This window comes from Ruegeria sp. AH12, from assembly GCF_056541465.1.
Window position 1 is genome coordinate 63,354 of sequence record NZ_JBQFYL010000016.1, and the last position, 20,186, is coordinate 83,539.

Genomic DNA, 20,186 nt, shown 5'->3' on the forward strand with positions numbered 1-20,186 from the left:
GGCCCCTTGCCGATCTGGAATCTGCCACAACGCGGACATTTGACCGAGCTCAAACGTTTTTGCCCAGGAAACCGCAGCTTGCCGAACATCGCCAAAACACCCATGGCAACCAGAAACAAGGTGACAATTTTGATGATCACGTCACAAACCGAAACGCGCGTAGGCCGCCCGCTCCTCTAGCCCGGCAATGGCGTCTTGCGCCAGCGAGGCCCCGAAGCGCGACCAAATCGGTTTGCGCAAGCCGTAACGACGAAACTTGACCTTCTCGCCGAACCGCTCTTGCATCTTGGGTTTGAGATGGGCGATGCCTTCGATCAACCCCAGCTCCTGAGCGCGTTTTCCAAGCCAGACTTCGCCCGTAAAAAGATCGGCACTTTCGTCCAGCTTGTCCCCACGGCGGGCTTTGACATGCGCAATGAAGTTTTCATGGATGTCGCCCAACAGGCCCTGCAGACGCTTGACGTCTTCCTTCTTTTCCGGCCGGAACGGGTCGAGCATCGATTTCGACTTGCCAGCCGTATGCACGCGCCGCTCAAACCCCTGCTTTGCAAGAAATTCATGCGCTCCAAAGCTGGCAGAAATCACTCCGATCGAACCCAAGACCGAGCTTCCATCGGCCCAAATCTCATCAGCCGCCGCCGCAAGCCAATAGCCGCCCGAGGCGGCCACATCCTCGACAAAGGCAACCACCGGGATGTCGAGCTCATCAGACAGTCGCCGAATACGTGACCCGATCAGAGAGCTTTGAACCGGGGAGCCACCCGGAGAGTTGACCTCTAGCGCGACGGCAACTGGCTTTCCCTTGCGAAACGCCTTTTCCAAAACAGGGGCGAGCGAGGTATCGTTCAATGCTCCGCGCCCGGCCATTCCGATGGCCCCGGACAGGCGCACGACGGCGACGACGGGATGTTTTTTGACAAACGGCAGGCTGAGTTTCATGGGTGCCGATGTAGAGTGCCCCCAACCCGTAAACAAGGGACTCATCCGGCCTTAAACGCGACGTGAACCAAATTCACACAGTCGACGGGCAAAAATGCAACGCCTAGCTGCGGATACGCCATCCGGTTTTGAATATCCAACCGATCACCGCAAGGCAGATCAGCGTGAACGCCACGATGGCCAGCAAGCTGAACACAACTGGTACGTCCGCCAGCCCGTAAAACGACCATCTGAAGCCCGATATCAGATACACAACCGGGTTGAACAAGGTGATGGTCTGCCACAGCGGCGGCAACATTGAGATCGAGTAGAAAGTGCCGCCCAGAAAGATCAGCGGTGTCACAACAAGCTGCGGCACCAGCGACATCTGTTCAAAGTTGCTGGCCCAGATACCGATAATGAAACCCAGCAGCGAGAAGCTGAGGCAGGACAGGATCAAGAACGCCGCCATCGCAAATGGGTGCTCTATTCGGATATCCACAAAAAATGTCGCCGTGATCAGGATCACCAGACCAACAAACAGGGCCTTGGTCGCCGCCGCCCCCACATAGCCGATAACAATCTCAATAAAGTTCACCGGGGCCGAGAGCAGCTCGTAAATTGTGCCTAGAAACTTAGGGAAATAGATGCCGAAAGACGCGTTTGAAATCGACAGCGTCACAATCGACAACATGATCAGCCCGGGCACGATGAAGGCACCATAAGACACGCCCTCGACCTCTTGAATGCGGCTGCCGATGGCGGTGCCAAAGACCACGAAGTACAGCGAGGTCGATAGAACCGGTGACAGAAAGCTTTGCGCCAAAGTCCTGAAGAAACGGGTCATTTCAAATCGGTAGATCGCAGCGACAGCAGACCAGTTCATGCGGGCTCTCCCGATACCAGATTGACGAATATCTCTTCTAGGCTGGATTGCCGGGTCTGAACGTCCCGCAAGACCAATCCGGCCTGAGCCACATCATTCAACAGCGTCGTAATCCCGGTTCGATCGGCATTGGTGTCATATGTATAAACCAGCGCATCGCCGTTTCCGTTCAAGGCCAGATTATGAGCAGCCAGACTATCAGGTATCTCTGATATCGAAGCCGCCAGCATCACTTCGATCTGCTTCTTGCCCATCTGCGCCATCAGAGTGTCCTTGTCCTGCACCAGCAGCAACTCACCCTTGTCGATCACCCCGACCCGATCCGCAATCGCCTCGGCCTCTTCGATGTAGTGGGTCGTCAGAATGATGGTGACACCGGCCTGTTTCAACTCGGCCACAATCTCCCACATGTCCTTGCGCAGTTCGACATCGACCCCGGCCGTGGGCTCATCCAAAAACAGGATACGGGGCTCATGTGCCAGTGCCTTGGCAATCAGGACCCGCCGCTTCATGCCCCCCGACAGCTCTTTGATCGCATTGCTGCGTTTGTCCCACAGCGACAGTTTCCGCAATATCTCCTCGATCCGGCTATCGTCGCGCCCATATCCGAACAGGCCGCGCGAAAACCGGACGGTGTTGTAAACCTTCTCGAACGGCTCCAGCGCAATTTCCTGCGGCACCAGACCGATCATCCTGCGTGCGGCGCGAAACTCGGCCTGTATGTCGTGGCCGCCAACGGTAACTGACCCGGAACTGGGCGTGGTGATCCCACAGACCGTCGAGATCAGGGTGGTCTTTCCCGCCCCGTTCGGCCCAAGCAGCGCCAGAATTTCCCCTTCTTCAATGTCCAGCGACACGCCTTTCAGCGCCTCAAACCCGTCGGCATAGGATTTGCGCAAATCCTTGATGGACAAAATTGCAGTCATGGCTGGCCCTCGTTTCTGGTCGGAACCATATCGCGACTTGCCAGCATGCGACAGGTCAGTTCCGCACAGTGTTCTCCGCATTTTTGCGGAAAGATCAATCGCCGCCCTTGCAATCTTACCGATCCGCCGGAAACCTCGGCCAAAACAGGAGGCGACACATGCTGAACGGATTGCGCATCATCGAGGTTGAAGGGCTCGGCCCTGCGCCCTTTGCCGCCATGCTGCTGGCCGATCTGGGCGCGGATGTGATCACCATCCATCGCAAAAACGGCACCCCGCCACCGGGAATGCCGGAGCGCTCGATCCTGGACCGTGGCAAACGATCCATCGCGCTGGATCTGAAAGACGCTGACGATCGGGAAACCGCAAAGCAGTTGATCGACACCGCCGATGCGCTGATCGAAGGGTTTCGCCCCGGCGTGATGGAAAAGCTGGGCCTCGGGCCCGATGAATGCCTGCGGCGCAATCCAAAATTGGTCTATGGGCGCATGACCGGTTGGGGGCAGAACAGCCCTCTGGCCCTGACCGCAGGCCATGATCTGAACTACATCTCTCTTTCCGGTGCGCTTTGGTACGCATCAGCATCCGATGCGGTTCCACAAACCCCAGCCACACTGGTGGGCGATATCGGCGGCGGTGCGATGTATCTGGTAGCAGGGCTGCTCGCAGGCATCATCAACGCCCAAAGCACTGGAGAAGGCACGGTGGTTGACGCCGCCATCTATGACGGCTCGGCCCATATGATGAACCTGCTGATGACCATGCGCCAAACTGGCAACCTGCAAGAGGCACGCGGTCAAAGCCTGCTGGACGGCCCGCATTGGAGCCGCACGTACACCTGTTCGGACGGGCGTTACATCACTGTTCAATGTCTCGAACCCAAATTTTACGCCGAGTTCCTGAAGATCATGGGGTTGTCTGACGACGCCACCTTCGAACCTCAATACAAGCCGACGCTCTGGCCCGAGCAGACCCGTCGCTTGGCGCAGCTATTCTGCAAACATCCGCGGGACCACTGGGCAACCTTGTTCCAAGGCTCAGACGCCTGTGTCGCTCCGGTTCTCAGCCCGGATGAAGCCGTCGCCCATCCCATGAACGATATGCGTCAAACATGGCAGAGTGTCGACGGCACCCTTCAGGCAGCAGCCGCGCCGCGCTTCTCAAACCGCCGCTGGACCCCACAACCAAGCCCGGCCCGAGGCGAACATAGTACCGAGATCAAAGCCGAACTCGACCGCTTGCGCCGATCCAATCCTTCATCTGGCTAAAAATATCCCGGGGGATGAATTGGCCGCAGGCCAAGAAGGGGGCTGGCCCCCTTCCCCCTTTATCGCCCCCGCACAGTGTCGATCATCAACTGCACATTCTCGGGGTCCGCATCCGGCGTGATCCCGTGCCCCAGATTAAAGATATGGGGGCCTTTTGAGAACGCCTCGACAATGCGCCGGGTTTCATCGACCAGCGCCTGACCGCCTGTGACCATGTGCGAGGACGCAAGATTGCCCTGAACACAGCCGTCTACCTGTACATGCGCTGCCGCCCAATCGGGCGCGACCGAATTGTCCAAAGCGACGCAATCCACGCCGGTGTCTTTGGCAAAGCCAATATAACCATCGCCTGCTTCTCGCGGAAAACTAATGACCGGGATATCGGGATGGCGCGCCTTGATGGCTTGGGTGATCACTCGGCAAGGCTCGACCGCGTACTTCCGGAACGCTTCACCCTTCAAAGAACCAGCCCAGCTGTCGAAGATTTTGACCACTTCCGCACCCGCTTCGATCTGAGCCGAGAGATATTCGATCGTCGCCAGCGTGATCCGATCCAGCAAAGCTTCAAACAGCGCAGTGTTCCCCTCGCGCAGCGCATGCGCAGGACCCTGATTTGGTGTGCCGCGCCCGGCGATCATATAGGTCGCCACCGTCCAGGGCGCGCCGGCAAAGCCGATCAATGTAGTCTCGGATGGCAACTCGCGCGACAGAATCCGCACAGTTTCATAGACCGGAGACAGTGTTTCATGAATATCCGCAACCGGCTTCAGAACATCAAAGTCCGATTGCTGCGTGACCGTCGACAAACGCGGGCCCTCACCGGTCACAAACCACAGATCAGCACCCAGCGCCTGCGGCACCAATAGAATATCGGCAAACAGGATCGCCGCATCGAACCCATATCGGCGGATCGGCTGCAAAGTGACCTCGGCAGCCAACTCCGGATTATAGCACAGCGACAGGAAATCTCCGGCCTGTGACCGCGTTGCGCGATATTCGGGCAGATACCGGCCAGCCTGACGCATCATCCAGATCGGCGGCACGTCCTGGACTTCACCCGCCAGCGCCCGCAGCAGCTTTTTTGTTTCGGCCATCTTTGCCCCCGAGTTTGCAATTTGGCTCACGGGGTCATCCTTTGGCGGCAATTTGTCAAGCGCAGCCCCCATTGTCAGGGCAATGTGACGCGACTAAAGCTGTGCCCATGACACTGACCCTGCCCAACCCCGCATCGCCGCTGAAGATTGGCACCCGAGGCTCGCCGCTTGCTCTGGCGCAAGCCTATGAAACCCGCCAACGGTTACGTGATGCGTTCGGTTTGCCCGAAGATGCGTTTGACATCGTGGTGATCAAAACCACCGGCGACAATCGCGCGATGATTGATGCGGACCGGCCTTTGAAAGAGATCGGCAACAAGGGCCTGTTCACCAAAGAGATCGAAGAGGCGATGCTGCGCGGTGACATCGACATCGCGGTTCATTCGACCAAAGACATGCCGGTTGCACAGCCCGCAGGTCTGGTTCTGGACACGTTCCTGCCGCGCGAAGATGTGCGGGATGCCTTCATCTCTCCACAGTTTCAGGCAATCCAGGACCTGCCCCAAGGTGCGGTGGTTGGCACCTCTTCTCTGCGGCGCAAGGCACAACTGCTCAATCGCCGTCCCGATCTGAATGTCGTTGAATTCCGGGGCAATGTTCAGACACGTCTTAAGAAACTGGCAGATGGCGTGGCCGAATGCACGTTTCTGGCCATGGCGGGCATCCGTCGTCTGGACATGGCGGATGTACCAGCCAGCCCGATCTCGCCCGATGAGATGCTGCCTGCCATCGCACAAGGTGCCATCGGGATCGAACGCCGAGGTGATGACAACCGCGCCGCCGAGCTGCTTGAGGCGATCCACCATGTGGAGACCAGCACACGTTTGGCAGCCGAGCGATCCTTGCTGGCAGCGCTGGACGGCTCGTGTGAAACCCCGATCGCTGGGTTGGCCGAGATCAAAAATGGCCAACTGCGACTGCGTGGCGAAGTTCTGCGCCCCGATGGGTCCGAAGCGATTGGTGAAGACACCACCGGAGCCATCGAAGATGGCGTCGAAATGGGCCGTGCCGTGGCTGATATCCTGCTTAAAAATGCAGGCCCGGGATTCTTTGATTGGAAAAAAATCGAAAAATTTTAACCAATGTGAACTTTTTCACAGCGCGGCGCCGGAATTAAGCTGATAGTGTGTTCATACCGGTTGAAAAATCGGGACAGTCTCGAAAGTATCGAAAAGTTTCAAGTTGTTAGTGTTTTAATCAGTGTTCGAGGGGGCGAGGCTGACCCCGACATTCAAAAGGTCCAGGGTCGCTGTTGGGGGTCAACAGCGGCCCGACTTTTTTGGATCATGGCGTATCTTCAGCTTATGGCGCTGACAGCTTGCTGAATGGCATATTGTGTCTGTTCCAGATCCGCCTTGGTGATCGCCAAGGACGGATACAGCTTACCTGGCGATTTGAAGATACCATGCGCGCGCAACACGTCATTGAACAGCACGTTGCGCTTCGGATCGTCATGCTTGGCGCTGCGATAGTCCCGACAGTCACTACTGGTGAAGTAGACGTCAAACAGGGTCACGTCACCGCAAATCTGGTGCGCGATCCCGGCCTCATTCAACGTATCGGCCAGCATATTTTGCAGGCGCGCACCAATGTCGCGCAGGCAATCATAGGTGCCGTCGCGGCGTAGAATCTCCATCGTTTTCAGCCCGGCGACTGAAGCGACGGGGTTACCTGACAAGGTGCCAAGCTGCATCAGCCATCCGCCCTCGCCCACTTGCGATTTGTCGAAATGCTTCATGATATCGGCACTTGCGCCCAACGCAGCCAGCGGGAAGCCACCACCGGTGATCTTGCCCATCGTACAGATGTCGGGTGTCACGCCATAGCGTTCCTGCGCACCGCCATAGGCCAAGCGGAAACCAGTGACGATTTCATCAAAGATCAGCAAGACATTATGCTTGTCACACAGATCGCGCAGGCCCTGCAAATAGCCGGGCATGGGCGGGATGATCCGCTGCAGAGGTTCGACCATGATCGCGGCGATGTCTCCATGTTCGTTCAGCAGGGCCTCAACCGCGTCCAGATCATTAAAAGGTGCGATCAGCATCTGATCTGCCACACCCTGTGGGATACCGGCGCTGTCGGGCACCGCCTGTGGGAAATTAACCTGTCGGCTAGGGGCTAGGCTCATCTGTGCCTCGGCGCTCATCCCGTGATAGCCACCTTCGAATTTCAGGATTTTATCGCGCCTGGTATAGGCCCGCGCCAGACGGATCGCATACATATCCGCCTCACCCCCCGAAGCAACAAAGCGGACCTGTTCGCAACAGGGCACCGCCTCGATGATCGCTTCGGCCAGTTCGATGCCCTTGGCGTTGTTGGCGAAAAAGGTCATGCCCTTGGGCAGTTGCTCCAGCACGGCCTCCATCACCTCGGGATGGCCATGACCCAACAGCATCGGCCCTGATCCGATCAGATAGTCGATGTATTCGTTGCCATCCTCATCCCAGACACGGCTGCCCTCACCACGAGAGATAATGATCCCCGGATCGAAATTGCCAAACCCGCCCGCTGGCAATACAGCATTCGCGCGGTCGATCCATTCGGCTTGAGTGTTGATCTTCAGCATGTCACGCGATCTCCATCGTAATAAACACAGTGACTATTCATAAATCGCGACCGGGTCGCCCAGCGCGTCTTCATCGGGGTGCACGCCAAGGCCCGGAGCCTCGGGCAAATGCAGGTGGCCGTTGATATTGCGCGGGCCGCGACCGCCAGCAATATCGACGGTGATCATATCCTGACAGGCCCAGACGGCGTGACAGTTGTGATCCGGGATGGTCGCAGCCAGATGCAGGGCCTCGGTATCGGCCAGAACCGTTCCGCCGGTCGCCATCACGAACATGTCGATCCCATGGGCCAGTGCGATATCACGTAGCCGCGCGGCCTTGGTCAGACCACCGACCCGGTTCAACTTGATCCCAAAGACCTCGGCGATCCCTTCGCTGGCGATGCGGGCGGCATCCTGCCACGTCACCAGACTTTCATCGACTGACACGGGTGAGGCATGACGGCCAGAGAGGGCGGCGATATCGTCGAGTGACTCGCCGGGCTGTTCAAACATCACGTTCAGGTCTTCACAGGCGCTCATCACCCGTAGGGCCTGTTGCCGCGTCCAGCCCCGGTTGACGTCATAAAGGACAATCTCACCCGGTCGCCGTATGCTCTCAACATCGCGGACACGGGCGATGTCACGTTCCACATCGCCACCGATCTTCACCGAATGGGCCACGTAGCCCCGGCTGCGGTAACGTTCGATCACCTCGCGGGTTTCTTCGACCGTCTTCGCCCCGACGGACGAGGCAATCGGGCGCGGTGTACGGGATCCGCCGCCCATCAGATCGGCGATCGGCAACCCCGCCGCCTGTCCGGCAATGTCCCAACAGGCCATATCAATCGGACTTTTGGCATAGAGGTGACCGGGCAACGCGAGGTCCATCGCGCGCTCAACCTCCAGCACCTTGCGGGGATCAAGACCCAGAATGAATGGAGCCATGGTTTCGATCCCGGCCCGGATACCCGGCCCATGCGCGGGCACATAGGTGTGACCCCATGGCGTGCCCTCACCCCAACCGATCAGCCCTGCATCGGTTTCCACCTTCACTAGCGTCGCGCCCAACACTTCGAATTTCAGCCGCCCACCAGACAGCCAGTAAGGATGCTCAAGCGGTAGATCGACGTGATAGACCGAAAGGCGCGTGATCTTCATTTCAGTTCCACTTCAACAAAAGACATCGGTTCGTCGCCCGCGTTGATCACATTATGCTCGACGCCTTCGTCGCGGCGATAGGCTGTTCCGGCTGACACAGTGACCTCGTTGACAGAACCATCCGGCAGCTCCAGGCGCATGTGACAGTCTGTGATGGCCGCGATGACGTAATCCATCTGGTGCCGGTGCCACCCGGTTTCTGCGCCAGGGGCAAAGTCAAAGCGTGTGACACGCACGCGCGTATCGTCGATCATCTGGGTTGCAATGGCTTGTGGTTTCATAAGGCATACTCCGCCAATGGTGCGCCGAGGCTTTCAGAATCTAAGGTCTTAAAATTACCTTCCCGCGAGTCCGGTCCGCCGACATAGGGCAGCCAGAGCTGATAGATGCGGGTGAGTGTCATCTTCATGCCGCATCCATTCTTGGCAGGTCGCCCATGCCCGCGCCGCGCCACAGAACAAAGGTCAGGATTGGCTGATCTGTTGTTACCATGGCATGGCTTTCCCAGCTGGAATGCATGCGGGTTTGATCTGGCCCAACGAATGCCGCATCCTCGGCGGTCTTGAACACAGCGCCGCCCGCCAAGGTCAGGTAAAGCTCCTCAGCCTGATGGCTGTGCCAATCATAGTTCAACCCGGCACCCCAACATCCGATGTAACCGCGCAGCTGGGTCGAGTGGAAATGACCGGTCGGACCAAATAGCTCGTAATATCCGTAGCGCGCCAGAAAATCCGCGCCGACCTCATCTGCGGTATAAGTCTGTTTCCAATGGGCCAGATGCGTCGTCCCTTGCACCGCGGCCACCAACCTTTGGGTCAATTCGCTGCCCTTGATCTCAAAATCCCGCACCTGGTCTGCCGCTGCAATGTGACTGGGGTGGGCGTGCATAAACGACAGGTCCGAAGGCCACGCGCCAAACGCGGACAGCTCGGGATGTGCCTGATGCACCTGCCGAGCAGCTTCTAGGACATCATCCAGAGTCATGGGATCACCACGATTTTGCCGGTATGCTGTTTTGCGATGAACGCGGCCTGGGCCTCTCGCAATTCTTCAAGCGGGTAGGTTGCGGCAAGGGCCGGTTTGATCTCACCCGCTTCGATGTATTTGACGAGGTTCTGCATGACCTGAGGGTCAATCACGGTGGAACCGGTGAAAGTCAGATCACGAAGATAGAATGTGCGCAGGTCGAACTCGACCATCGGCCCGGCAATGGCACCCGAGCATGTATACCGCCCGCCGCGTTCCAATACGTCAATCAGGCGCGGCCAATAGGGGCCACCCACCACATCTGCCACAACTGTGATTTTCTCAGCCCCAAGCGATGCGCGCAGATTTTCAGGCGCACGCGGCAGGAGTTTGTCCGGGCCAAGCTTGGCCACGTCTTCGTGTTTTGCCTCAGACGCCATCGCGATCACACGGGCACCCCTGCGCTTGGCCAACTGCACCAAAGCACCGCCAACACCACCCGATGCGCCCGGCACCAGAATGGTATCCGCGTCGGTCACATTGGCGCGGGTCAGCATCCCTTCGGCAGTCGAATAGGAACAGGAAAATATCGCTAGCTCGGCATCTGTCAGCTCCGATGTGATTGGCACGGCATTCACCGCCAATGTCGTCGCGTATTCAGCAAAGCCGCCATCCCGTTCGGACCCATAATAGCCCGTCTTATCCATATTCTCAGGATCGTCAGGATCGCGCAGCCAGCCGTCGGTGATCACCCGCTCTCCGACGCGTGTTGGGTCGACCCCACCGCCAACCGCAACGATATGGCCACAGATATCAGCGCCTTGAATGCGAGGAAAAGTGATGGGGGCACCGCCCCAGGTGGGATCATCCTCGCCCACTTCCTCGAACGCGCCGCCGGTCGTGGCGTCAGTCACGGTCTTCGAATACCAGCCCGACCTTGTGTTCACATCCGTATTGTTCAGCCCGCAGGCGGCGACGCGGATCAACACCTCACCCGGCGCAGGATCGGGGCGCGGCCAGTTGTCGTGCAGCACCATTTGCTCAAGACCGCCGTGCCCCATGGTCACCATGGCCTTCATTGTATTGGGCAGGGTCATGCTCTAGTCTCCTGATGGGCCACAGGTCGATACCCGTTTCACGGCCTGCGATTCTGCTCGACAGGCTAATTTCACAACTGTACCATCGTCAATCATGAATGACACAAATGTATCATCTATCGTCCTGGATCGCTTGTCCGAGGAATGGGACGCCCTGACGCCCGAAGCCCAGAAAGCCGCACGGTATGTGCTGGAAAACCCCACGGATGTGGGCGTATCCACCGTGCGCGAGATTGCCGAGGCGGCCAATGTCAAACCCAACACCTTTGTCCGCATGGCGCGGCAGGTCGGGTTCGAAGGCTACGAAGATTTCCGTGCGCCCTTCCGTGAGGCTATTCGCAAAGGTTCGGTTTCATTTCCCGACCGCGCCCGCTGGTTACAGGAAATCGGCAAATCAGGAGAGATGGGCGGCCTTTATGCCGACATGATCGGCGCAGCCATCCGCAATATTGAAGAGACATTTGCTGGCATTGATGTCGACCGTCTGCGCGCTGCGGCCGAGGATATCTGGAACTGCCGTCAGATTTTCACGCTGGGTGTCGGCGTCAACAACTCGAACGCGCGCAACTTTACCTATCTGGCCTCGACCGGGATGAAGCAGTTTCACGCTATCCCCCGGTCAGGCTCAACCCCGGTGGATGATCTGGCCTGGGCGGATGAACAAGATGTCCTGATCGCCATCACCTGCCACCCCTACCGGACCGAAGTGATTGATGCGATCAAGCTGGCCCGGCGGCAGGGGATGACGGTTGTCGGCATCTCGGACAGCCCCGCCAGCCCGGTGATCCTGAATGCACAACACGGGTTTGTCGTGGCCGCGGATACGCCGCAGTTCTTCCCATCCTCGGTGTCAACCATCGCACTTCTGGAAACGCTATTGTCCTTCGTCATCTCGGTTTCCAGCGATGAGATCGTGGAACGTGTTGAACGGTTTCACCAGCGCAGGCACCAGTTGGGCCTATATACGGCGGAACCCGAATAGGCCTGCAAAGCGCCCCTGGCGTAGCCTGATTTCACATCGTCGATGTGCCCATAGCAACAGGTTGTGGGCGATGATCCTGGCAAACGCGTCTAGGTTGTTGCCTGCCATTCGCCAGTGATCTATCGATACCGCGATGAGATTTGTTTTCGCCTGTTTTTCTGCGTGTTTTCTGTGCGCTTCACCCCCTGCCAACGCGCAGGAGGCGACGCTATCCCGACCCAACCTAAGCGCCTCAGGGCAGGACTATCTGAAAGCAGTCAGATACCGGGGGATCGACACGGATGTGCTGTATTTCGATCCCACCAAACCCGCGCCGCCGCTGGACACTGATTTCACGCCTCGGGCCGAAAACCAACCGGTTCAACTGTCTACCGACAGTCGCTGGATTGTGGGTGCCATCTCGACGATCGTTCTGATTTTCCTGGCGCTTTTCATCTATAACAGTGCGGGCAAAACATCTGTTTCTTTCCGCAAATCCTCGGACAATGCCAAGCGCAAGGGTCGGCATGGCGACCCCGTGGCGGTGATGGACGGCGAGGAAATACCTGATCTGGACGCGCTGCTCAGGCTCAAGGATCGTGATCTGGCCGTCACCGGGTTGGCCCAGCTGGCGCTTAGCCGCTGTCTGGCCGCCAATGAGGTGCTGTTCAAACGAAGCTGGACCCACCGCGAGGCCCTACGCAGCATGCCCCAGAACCTGTGGTACATCCCTGATCTGCGCGCGTTGGTTCTGGAAAGCGAACGCGTGAATTTCGGCCATCACTCGATCAGTGAAGGTGATTTTGACGCACTGCTCTCACGCATCCGGCCCGTCCTGCGCGAGGTGCGGGCATGAGCGAGACAACAGGGTTCCCTCCGACAGATCGCATTCGGCTGGACTGGATCATCGTCGGCGTCGTGATTGCGATCTGCGTGGGCATATTCCTCTATGTCATGGCGGGTCGCCAATACGCGCTGCGCGAGTCGGCCAGCGGGTTTGACGGGCTGGATCGCTGGTTGAACAGCCAATCGCACGCCACACAAAGCTTTACAGGCGGCTGGCCGTTGGATCGCAGCACCGTGGGCCTTCTGGTTCAGCCGCTCTACGACACGCGCCTCGATACCGATCGAACCGCTGCGAAGACCAAAGAAGAGTTGTTGTTTCAGCCCGATGAGTTCGATCAGGACATCGAGGTCATCCGTGACAAGGCACAATCCGTGCCCAGCCTGATCATTCTGCCGAAATGGCGCAGCGGCATGCGCCTAACCGGGTTTGGACATCCCTTTCTGATCGCGCAAAGGACCGATCTTGAAACGATCCTGCACGGGCTTGTCGGGCCCGAGGTCGGAGGGCTGCACTTCGCGCGCAGGCCGTTTCTGGACTATGAACTGGTCGCAGACCAGCAGTTGAACGCCCGGATTTATGCGGCCCAGACCTTTGCCGGAAACGGGTGCGATCCCGTCGTCGGACAACCGGGCGAGATGCTGCTGGGGCTGTGCCCGCTGCCGGGGTCTGAGGGCGAGCAACAAGCCTATATCTTGTCAGACCCGGATCTGTTGAACAATCACGGCCTGACCCTGGGTGACAATGCTTGGGTTGCGGCGCAGGTCTTGCCTCAGATCGCTAGCGATCAGCGCATCATCATCGATTACAGCGACCAGAACTGGCTGACAGCACCGGAAAACGTCGTCGCCCGTGAACGCACATGGGATGATTTGAAACGCCTGTTTGAACCTCCATTCCGAGTTTTGTGGATCGGGGCGGGTCTTTTATTGGCGCTTTCGATTTGGCGTGGCGGTTTGCGCAGCGGGCCCGTGGTGGGCCTTGCCCCGACGCTGGGCACTGGCAAACGAACAGCCAACCGGGCACGCGCACGGCTTATGCGCCTGACAGATCAGGATGGCGCGATGCTGTCGGACTATGTCGACACACGGTTGCGTGCCCGCGCCGCCGCGCTGTTTGGCAATACGCAAATGACAGTCGGCACACCTGAGGAGGCGTATCTGAAATACGTCCACGCCAGAAAGCCTGATCTGGCCGTCCAGCTGGACGGGTTGATCCAAACCATACGCGCCCTGCCCCCGCATTTGGGCGCAGATGACGCGATTTCCTACATTGACCAATTCGAACTGATACTGGAGCACCTTGCCAATGACGCTTGAAGAATTGTTCGCCCGGGCCGAGGCGTTGCGCGCCGAGATCGGCAAAGTTGTGCAAGGCCAACAAGAGGCTGTTGATCTGCTGCTGACCGCCTTGTTCGCGCGCGGGCATGTACTGCTCGAAGGCCCTCCGGGTACCGCGAAAACCCTACTGGCCCGCAGCTTTGCCGGCGCACTTAATCTGCAGTTCGGGCGCATCCAGTTCACCCCCGACCTGATGCCGGGCGACGTGTTGGGCACCTCGATCTACAACTTCCAGACCAGCGAGTTTGTTCTGACCAAAGGCCCGGTCTTCAGCCAGATCCTGCTGGCGGATGAGATCAACCGCGCCCCGCCAAAAACGCAGGCCGCCCTGTTACAGGCGATGAACGAGCGGATGGTGACGATTGACGGCACCGACCACATGCTGGGCTCGGAGTTCATCGTGGTCGCAACCCAAAACCCGATTGAACAGCAAGGCACCTACCCCTTGCCCGAAGCGCAGTTGGACCGGTTCCTGTTTAAGGTCAACCTGAGTTTCCCGCCCGAAGATGTGGAACTGTCGATCCTGCGCCAGCATGCGAATGAGCCGCTGGATTTCCTGAGCGCAACACAAACCGTTCAGCCCCTGCTGGATGCACCCACCATGATGGCGGCGCGCCAGCTGATCGACGGGATCGTGCTGGATGACGACATTCTGGCCTATATCCTGCGGCTGGTCCGCGCCACGCGCGAAAGCGCGGACATCGCCTTTGGCGCCTCGACGCGTGCGGCGGATGCCATTGCCGGGGCAACCCGTGCGACGGCCGCCCTGAATGGGCGCGACTTTGCGATCCCCGATGATGTCAAAACCCTGATCATCCACGCGCTGCAACACCGCATCGTGCTGTCCCCGTCGGCCGAGATCGAAGGGCGTGGCCCGCGGCAAGTGTTGGAAAACATCCTCAACCAGATCGAGGCCCCCCGCTGATCCGGCCATCCCGCATATTGCTCATCGCCGCCTGCGCGGCGCTGTGCCTGTCGCTGCTGGCGATTGTTCTGGGGGATGCAACCCGGCCCATCGCTGGTTTGCCCTGGGTTGTGCTGTGCGGTTTGGCAATTGTTGATTTGCTGTTGTCCTGGCCACGTCGACGGTCTGTCACGGTTGAACCGATGCCGGATATCTTTGTAGGCGAGGCAGGTCAGATCGACCTGACCGTCTCTCCCAGTGCGCCGGGCATGTTGGGAGAGTTGGATTGGCCATCGGGCCTGAACGGCCCATCGGGCTTTGACCTGTCGAAAGGCACGGTTGAAATTCCGTTTCGTGCGGGCCGAAGGGGCACCTGGGATTTGTCGCATTTGTGGCTGTCTTGGTCTTCTCGGCTCAGGCTGTTTGAATTCGTCCCCAAACTGAGCTTTGGCCTGAAGGTCCCTGTGGTGCCCAACATCCGCCGCGTCATGTCGGGTGAGATTTCGACCACCGTGCAATCACGCCTGTTCGGCGTGAAAGAAAACCGCGCCATTGGCGAAGGCACCGAATTTCACCAGCTACGCGATTTTGTGCGCGGGATGGATGCCAGCTCGATCGATTGGAAACGCTCGGCCCGCTATCGCTCGCTTGTGGCCAAAGAGGTGCGGGCGGAACGCAACCATCATGTGATCATCGCGCTGGATAACGGCTATCAGATGCGTGAAGAGGTCGCTGGATTGCCAAAGATCGACCATGCCATCACCGCTGCGCTGGCAACCGCCTGGGCCGCAGCCATCGGCGGTGATCAGGTTGGGTTCTACGCCTATGACGCCAAACCGCGCATGTTCCTGCCGCCGGAACCAGGACGCGCCGCGTTCAACCGGTTACGCAGCCGCACGGCCGAACTCAGCTATGAAAGCGTCGAGACGAACCACACCTTGGCTATGACCGAGTTGAACGGGCGCACGCCAAAGCGCAGTCTGATCATCATATTCTCGGATTTCGTGGACACAACAACAGCCGAGCTGATGGTCGAGAATGTCAGCGTTCTGGCCAAACGGCATCTGATCGTCTTCGTGACCCTGCGCGATCCGATTTTGGAAGCGCAAGTCAATGAGGCCCCATCGGATATGGATGGGGTGGCAGAGACGGTTTCAACCGGGCAACTGCTGCGCGAGCGTCGCCTTGTGCTGGAGCGGCTGCACCAGCTGGGCGTCACGGTGATTGATGCGGAACCGGGTGAGGTCTCAGCCCGCCTGATCTCGACCTATCTGGAAATCAAAGCGCGAGAGATGATCTGATGTCTGAACGTGACCTGATCCGCTCGGCCCGGTTTCGGCAGGAACGCGAAGGTGACTGGCGCAGATTGTCCGAACTGGTCGATAAGGCCGAGGGTCAGGGCCTGCATCGCATGAACTTTCAGGAGGCGCGCGATCTGGCCGATCTGTATCGGCAGGCCACCACGTCCCTGTCCATCGCGCGCGAGATTTCGCTGGATCGCGGCTTGTTAGACTATCTCGAAGCCCTGACCAGCCGCGCCTATCTGAGCGTTTATGCGCCCCAACAACGGCTGGGCGGCACGATCCGCAGGTTCCTGACCAGCGGTGGGCCACGGGCGATGCGATCCTCGTGGCTCGTCACACTGCTGGGGTTTTTGTGCATGGCCGCCGGAGCACTGGCCGGATATTTCTTTTATTTCGACAACCCCGAATGGTTCTATGTCTTCATGCCATCCGACTTGGCCGGAGGGCGCGGGCCTGACGCCAGCACCGACTATCTGCGCTCGACCATTTACGGGGAAGAGGATGCATCGGGTCTTGGGGCCTTTGCGACCTATCTGTTTTCACACAACACCCGGATCGCCATCTTTGTCTTTGGCTTGGGCGCGTTCTTATGCGCACCGACGATCATGCTGCTGTTTTATAACGGGTTGATCCTTGGCGTCTTCTACGCCCTGCACATCGATCGCGGATTGGGTTGGGATATGTTCGGATGGCTCTCGATCCACGGCGTGACCGAGCTGTCGGCGATCTGCATCGCAGGTGCAGGGGGGCTGAAACTGGGTCTGGCTGTCCTGTTCCCCGGCCCACAGACCCGAGCGGCGGCCCTGCGCGCGGCGGGCCATGATGCGGTCAAGCTAGCGCTGATCGCAGCAATGATGCTGGTGGTTGCGGCCCTTTTGGAAGGGTTCGGCAGGCAACTGGTACAAGACCGCTCCACGCGCATTGCCATCGGTTGGACCATCGGTGCGCTTTGGCTGTTGTGGTTCACGCTGGGCGGAAGGAGGCGGTCATGAGCGTTGCCGCAATGGACCGCCTGCTGCCACCCGAAGGTGTGCCGCTTTACTTTCGTGTCGCCGGTGTAGGCGTTCGAACTGCCGCGCAGCTGACCGACATTCTGATCACCGGGGCCGTGGCGGTTGCGCTGTTCCTTTTAGCGGTTTCCTTCGATCTGGTCGAACCGTTCACGGCTTCGGCAATTGGCGCGATGCTGTTCTTCGTCATCCGCATCCCCTACTACGCCGCATCCGAGCTGATCTGGAACGGCCAGACCCTTGGTAAACGGCTGATGAAGATCAAGGTGGTCTCGGCAGATGGCCAAGCTCTGACGACGCAATCTCTGGTCGTGCGCAACCTGATGAAAGAAGCCGAGATCTTTCTGCCTGGCACACTGGTGCTGACGCTGACAACGGATGCTCTGGTGCCGTCGCTTATCTCTCTGGTCTGGATTTTGGGCGTTCTGGCCGTGCCTTTGTTCAACAAGCGCCGCCAGCGGCTTGGGGACATCATCGCCGGCACCTACGTGATCCACTTGCCGAAACCCGTTTTGCTGCCGGACATGTCAGAAACCAACCGGCCGCTGACGGCTGCACAATCCTCTTATCAATTCCTGTCGCATCAATTGGAACATTATGGCGCGTTCGAGTTGCAGACCCTCGAAGGGGTTCTGCGCAGTGCCAATCGTGCCAAAGGCCCCGCCGCCTACCAGCAGCATAAAGAAACGCTGGCCGCAGTCTTTGCGCAAGTGCGCCGCAAGATCGACTATGCCGACCCGGTTCCCGATGCAGACCACCAAGCCTTCCTCGAAGCCTTCTACAAGGCACAGCGTGCCTTTCTCGAACAACGACAACTGTTCGGAGACAAACGGAAGGACAAGCACCACACCGTCGAGAACGGAGACGTCCAATAAGAAGCTGTTGCCGTTTTGCCTAGGGGCGAGACATAACGTGCAGTTTCCCCTTGCAGATGAAAGGCAGTGCGCTGCTTTATCTGAGCCAAGACCATATCGTTTAATTTAGGATATACAGATGGCTGACACTGCAACTTCTGACGTCCACGCCCCCTTCGGAGTGGGCGCGGTTCTGAGTGATACATTTTCGATTTTCTTCCGGAAAATTCACATCGTGATCCTGTTGGGTTTCATCCCCGCTCTGATCGACGTCATTGTGAATACATATGCCTGGGATACGGATTTCGAAGCTGTCCCGGGGGTTGAGTTCGACTGGGCGACCTTCAGTTCCACCTTTGTCGTGGCCCTATTGATCTCATCCGTCGCCATCTCGCTAACCTCGGCCATGGTCATTCAACTGGCCTATGACGCCAAATCCGGACGGCCCGCCCAGATTGGCCAATACTTCAAAAACGCCTTGGTCAACCTGCCAGCCTTGGCGGTTTTGTCCATCGTAAGCGGCATTCTGATCGTAATCGGGTTTGCGCTTGTGCTTGTACCCGGGCTTTGGCTCTACGCGGTATTCTCGGTCATTGTCCCGGCCATCGTCATCGACAAATCCGGTTTCGGAGCGCTCAATCGCAGCTCGCAGCTCACCAAGGGCTATCGCTGGCCAATCGTCGGCACGTTGCTCCTACTTATTCTATGCATCTTTTTGGTGTCTGTGGTAGTGGGGTTCGTATTCGCGTTTGGATTTGGCGACACCTCTGCCATCGGCTTTGAACCCACACCGACTTGGATCATCGCCGAGGCCGCCCTGAACGCGCTGGCCTATGGCTGGACAGGTGTCGCAATCGCGATGATCTTCGCCCGCCTGAAAGAAATCAAGGAAGGCGTCAGCGTCTCAGATCTGGTCGACGTGTTCCGTTAGAGCTCGCTTAAGCCCGGCGGCATAGCTGCCGCCGGGGCCCTGCTTCGTTTCCAGAACCAGGCTTTGGGTCATAAAAAATGACTCAAGCACCAGAATCGACCTTGTAACTCCGTGACATGCACGGATATACCCGTCGGCGGAGACGTGGCCGAGTGGTCGAAGGCGCTCCCCTGCTAAGGGAGTAGGCGGGAAACCGTCTCGAGGGTTCGAATCCCTTCGTCTCCGCCATTACCCATTGATTTTATTGGATAAATTGGCGAGTCGCCGGTTCTACCCACGACCTACCCATGCGACTTCTTAGGCTTTCAAAGGGAGTATAGTGGCGAAATGGCATTCAGAGTTCTTCCGATCCATACTCTGAACGCACGCGGCCACGTAATGCTGGAAGTCTTTCGAGACCACTTCAACATCCCGCCCGACCGCATGTTGTTTGAGATACAAGCTATGCGAAAGCAGGTGGTGGATGCCTTGAAGACCAAAGGCGTAAACTACGATGAACTTCGCGCTGCGCTTGTTCCAGACCGCGAAAAGCTTGAGCTGGCGTTGATCTTCGACACGATGAAGATTGAAAGTAGTTGGTATGGATATGAAGTCTTCAAGCATTTGATTCCGCTCCTAGACCCGCACACCAAGAATAGCATCCTCCACGGCGACTACCTTGGAGAGAACGAACACCAAGACATTCTGTTTGAGGCCTTCCGCGATGCGGTGTGTCCAATAGAGCAGATCACCTTCCGGCACAGCACTCAGTTTTATGTTGTCTATCTCAATAATCTTACGGACACAGCCTTTCAAAAACTGGCGGATGGATTGATTGGTTTTGAAGGTTATGTCGGGTGCGCGAATGTAACGCATCACTCTCATTTCAAGACACTACTGTCATTGCGCCTTACCAACCTTGGCGTCAAATTTGGCCGAAAGATAATTCAAGGTCACGAAGACGACCGCGATGAAACCGACAATGTGAACATGAGCGGGTATCCTTTTTCGGACATCATAAACTGCCAGGTACGAGCTGATCAGGGGTGATTTAGGGGGTCAGATGCAACGCTTACGAAAACCCTGCTAACGCCGATGTTTGATCGTTCAGCGATTGATCCAGTGGGTTGTTTGTAGAGATGCGGGCTGTTTGGGATTTTCTGGCGTTGGTTGCGGGAGTAGGATTTGAACCTAC

21 protein-coding genes and 1 tRNA gene are annotated in these 20,186 nt (G+C 58.1%); 12 read left to right on the plus strand and 10 right to left on the minus strand.

Going from position 1 to position 20,186, the window contains the following annotated elements; all coding sequences use genetic code 11:
* Positions 1–141 precede the first annotated feature (141 nt).
* The 3 genes from ACR0EL_RS18375 to ACR0EL_RS18385 form a co-directional block, all read right to left on the minus strand.
* Positions 142–939: a S49 family peptidase gene (locus ACR0EL_RS18375; RefSeq protein ID WP_480501497.1), complete on the minus strand. Its 798-nt coding sequence runs from the start codon at positions 937–939 to the stop codon at positions 142–144.
* 103 nt (positions 940–1,042) lie between these two features.
* Positions 1,043–1,804 (minus strand): ABC transporter permease, encoded by a 762-nt coding sequence (locus tag ACR0EL_RS18380; protein WP_170535638.1) that lies wholly within the window; start codon positions 1,802–1,804, stop codon positions 1,043–1,045.
* Entirely contained in the window at positions 1,801–2,730 is a 930-nt protein-coding gene (locus ACR0EL_RS18385) for an ABC transporter ATP-binding protein (RefSeq protein ID WP_353013485.1), read from the minus strand. The genes ACR0EL_RS18380 and ACR0EL_RS18385 overlap by 4 nt, the downstream gene beginning before the upstream one ends.
* A 158-nt stretch (positions 2,731–2,888) precedes the next feature.
* Here ACR0EL_RS18385 and ACR0EL_RS18390 point away from each other — a divergent pair, with 158 nt between their 5' ends.
* Complete coding sequence (locus ACR0EL_RS18390) at positions 2,889–3,998, plus strand: CaiB/BaiF CoA transferase family protein (protein WP_480501498.1); 1,110 nt, start codon at positions 2,889–2,891, stop codon at positions 3,996–3,998.
* A gap of 59 nt (positions 3,999–4,057) precedes the next feature.
* Here ACR0EL_RS18390 and hemE read toward each other — a convergent pair whose 3' ends face one another.
* Positions 4,058–5,092: a uroporphyrinogen decarboxylase gene (hemE, locus tag ACR0EL_RS18395; RefSeq protein WP_480501516.1), complete on the minus strand. Its 1,035-nt coding sequence runs from the start codon at positions 5,090–5,092 to the stop codon at positions 4,058–4,060.
* 107 nt (positions 5,093–5,199) lie between these two features.
* Here hemE and hemC point away from each other — a divergent pair, with 107 nt between their 5' ends.
* Positions 5,200–6,171 carry a hydroxymethylbilane synthase gene (hemC, locus tag ACR0EL_RS18400; RefSeq protein WP_480501499.1) on the plus strand — a complete coding sequence of 324 codons (972 nt, stop codon included), beginning with the start codon at positions 5,200–5,202 and terminating at the stop codon, positions 6,169–6,171.
* A 218-nt stretch (positions 6,172–6,389) separates the two neighbouring features.
* On the opposite strand, the gene ACR0EL_RS18405 is transcribed toward hemC, so the two are convergent.
* The 6 genes from ACR0EL_RS18405 to ACR0EL_RS18430 are packed head-to-tail and all read right to left on the minus strand — an operon-like array spanning position 6,390 to position 10,864.
* Positions 6,390–7,661 carry an aspartate aminotransferase family protein gene (locus ACR0EL_RS18405; RefSeq protein ID WP_480501500.1) on the minus strand — a complete coding sequence of 424 codons (1,272 nt, stop codon included), beginning with the start codon at positions 7,659–7,661 and terminating at the stop codon, positions 6,390–6,392.
* Positions 7,662–7,694: 33 nt separating this feature from the next.
* Entirely contained in the window at positions 7,695–8,801 is a 1,107-nt protein-coding gene (locus ACR0EL_RS18410; protein ID WP_480501501.1) for a mandelate racemase/muconate lactonizing enzyme family protein, read from the minus strand.
* Positions 8,798–9,082, minus strand: coding sequence for a cupin domain-containing protein (locus tag ACR0EL_RS18415; protein WP_480501502.1), 285 nt, complete (start codon positions 9,080–9,082; stop codon positions 8,798–8,800). Before ACR0EL_RS18415 ends, ACR0EL_RS18410 begins: the two co-directional genes overlap by 4 nt.
* Positions 9,079–9,210: a hypothetical protein gene (locus ACR0EL_RS18420; protein ID WP_480501503.1), complete on the minus strand. Its 132-nt coding sequence runs from the start codon at positions 9,208–9,210 to the stop codon at positions 9,079–9,081. Before ACR0EL_RS18420 ends, ACR0EL_RS18415 begins: the two co-directional genes overlap by 4 nt.
* A complete protein-coding gene (locus tag ACR0EL_RS18425; RefSeq protein WP_480501504.1) occupies positions 9,207–9,785 on the minus strand; it encodes a dimethylsulfonioproprionate lyase family protein in 579 nt (192 codons plus the stop codon). The genes ACR0EL_RS18420 and ACR0EL_RS18425 overlap by 4 nt, the downstream gene beginning before the upstream one ends.
* On the minus strand, positions 9,782–10,864 hold the full coding sequence (locus ACR0EL_RS18430; RefSeq protein WP_480501505.1) for an alcohol dehydrogenase family protein: 1,083 nt from the start codon (positions 10,862–10,864) through the stop codon (positions 9,782–9,784). The genes ACR0EL_RS18425 and ACR0EL_RS18430 overlap by 4 nt, the downstream gene beginning before the upstream one ends.
* A 94-nt stretch (positions 10,865–10,958) precedes the next feature.
* On the opposite strand from ACR0EL_RS18430, the gene ACR0EL_RS18435 reads away from it, so the two are divergent.
* The 10 genes from ACR0EL_RS18435 to ACR0EL_RS18480 all read left to right on the plus strand — a co-directional run bounded on the left by ACR0EL_RS18435 (position 10,959) and on the right by ACR0EL_RS18480 (position 20,041).
* Complete coding sequence (locus ACR0EL_RS18435) at positions 10,959–11,846, plus strand: MurR/RpiR family transcriptional regulator (RefSeq protein ID WP_353013468.1); 888 nt, start codon at positions 10,959–10,961, stop codon at positions 11,844–11,846.
* Positions 11,847–11,979: 133 nt separating this feature from the next.
* Positions 11,980–12,681, plus strand: coding sequence for a hypothetical protein (locus tag ACR0EL_RS18440; protein WP_480501506.1), 702 nt, complete (start codon positions 11,980–11,982; stop codon positions 12,679–12,681).
* On the plus strand, positions 12,678–13,988 hold the full coding sequence (locus ACR0EL_RS18445) for a hypothetical protein (protein WP_480501507.1): 1,311 nt from the start codon (positions 12,678–12,680) through the stop codon (positions 13,986–13,988). The genes ACR0EL_RS18440 and ACR0EL_RS18445 overlap by 4 nt, the downstream gene beginning before the upstream one ends.
* Positions 13,978–14,934 carry an AAA family ATPase gene (locus tag ACR0EL_RS18450; RefSeq protein ID WP_353013462.1) on the plus strand — a complete coding sequence of 319 codons (957 nt, stop codon included), beginning with the start codon at positions 13,978–13,980 and terminating at the stop codon, positions 14,932–14,934. The genes ACR0EL_RS18445 and ACR0EL_RS18450 overlap by 11 nt, the downstream gene beginning before the upstream one ends.
* A gap of 17 nt (positions 14,935–14,951) precedes the next feature.
* Positions 14,952–16,214 carry a DUF58 domain-containing protein gene (locus ACR0EL_RS18455; RefSeq protein WP_480501508.1) on the plus strand — a complete coding sequence of 421 codons (1,263 nt, stop codon included), beginning with the start codon at positions 14,952–14,954 and terminating at the stop codon, positions 16,212–16,214.
* Positions 16,214–17,209, plus strand: coding sequence for a stage II sporulation protein M (locus ACR0EL_RS18460; RefSeq protein WP_480501509.1), 996 nt, complete (start codon positions 16,214–16,216; stop codon positions 17,207–17,209). The genes ACR0EL_RS18455 and ACR0EL_RS18460 overlap by 1 nt, the downstream gene beginning before the upstream one ends.
* Positions 17,206–18,102, plus strand: a complete 897-nt coding sequence (locus ACR0EL_RS18465; protein WP_480501510.1) for an RDD family protein — start codon at positions 17,206–17,208, stop codon at positions 18,100–18,102. Before ACR0EL_RS18460 ends, ACR0EL_RS18465 begins: the two co-directional genes overlap by 4 nt.
* Before the next feature lie 118 nt (positions 18,103–18,220).
* Positions 18,221–19,012: a hypothetical protein gene (locus ACR0EL_RS18470; protein WP_480501511.1), complete on the plus strand. Its 792-nt coding sequence runs from the start codon at positions 18,221–18,223 to the stop codon at positions 19,010–19,012.
* Between the two features lie 138 nt (positions 19,013–19,150).
* Positions 19,151–19,240: transfer RNA gene (locus tag ACR0EL_RS18475), tRNA-Ser, on the plus strand.
* A gap of 99 nt (positions 19,241–19,339) precedes the next feature.
* Positions 19,340–20,041, plus strand: a complete 702-nt coding sequence (locus ACR0EL_RS18480) for a hypothetical protein (protein ID WP_480501512.1) — start codon at positions 19,340–19,342, stop codon at positions 20,039–20,041.
* Positions 20,042–20,186 lie beyond the last annotated feature (145 nt).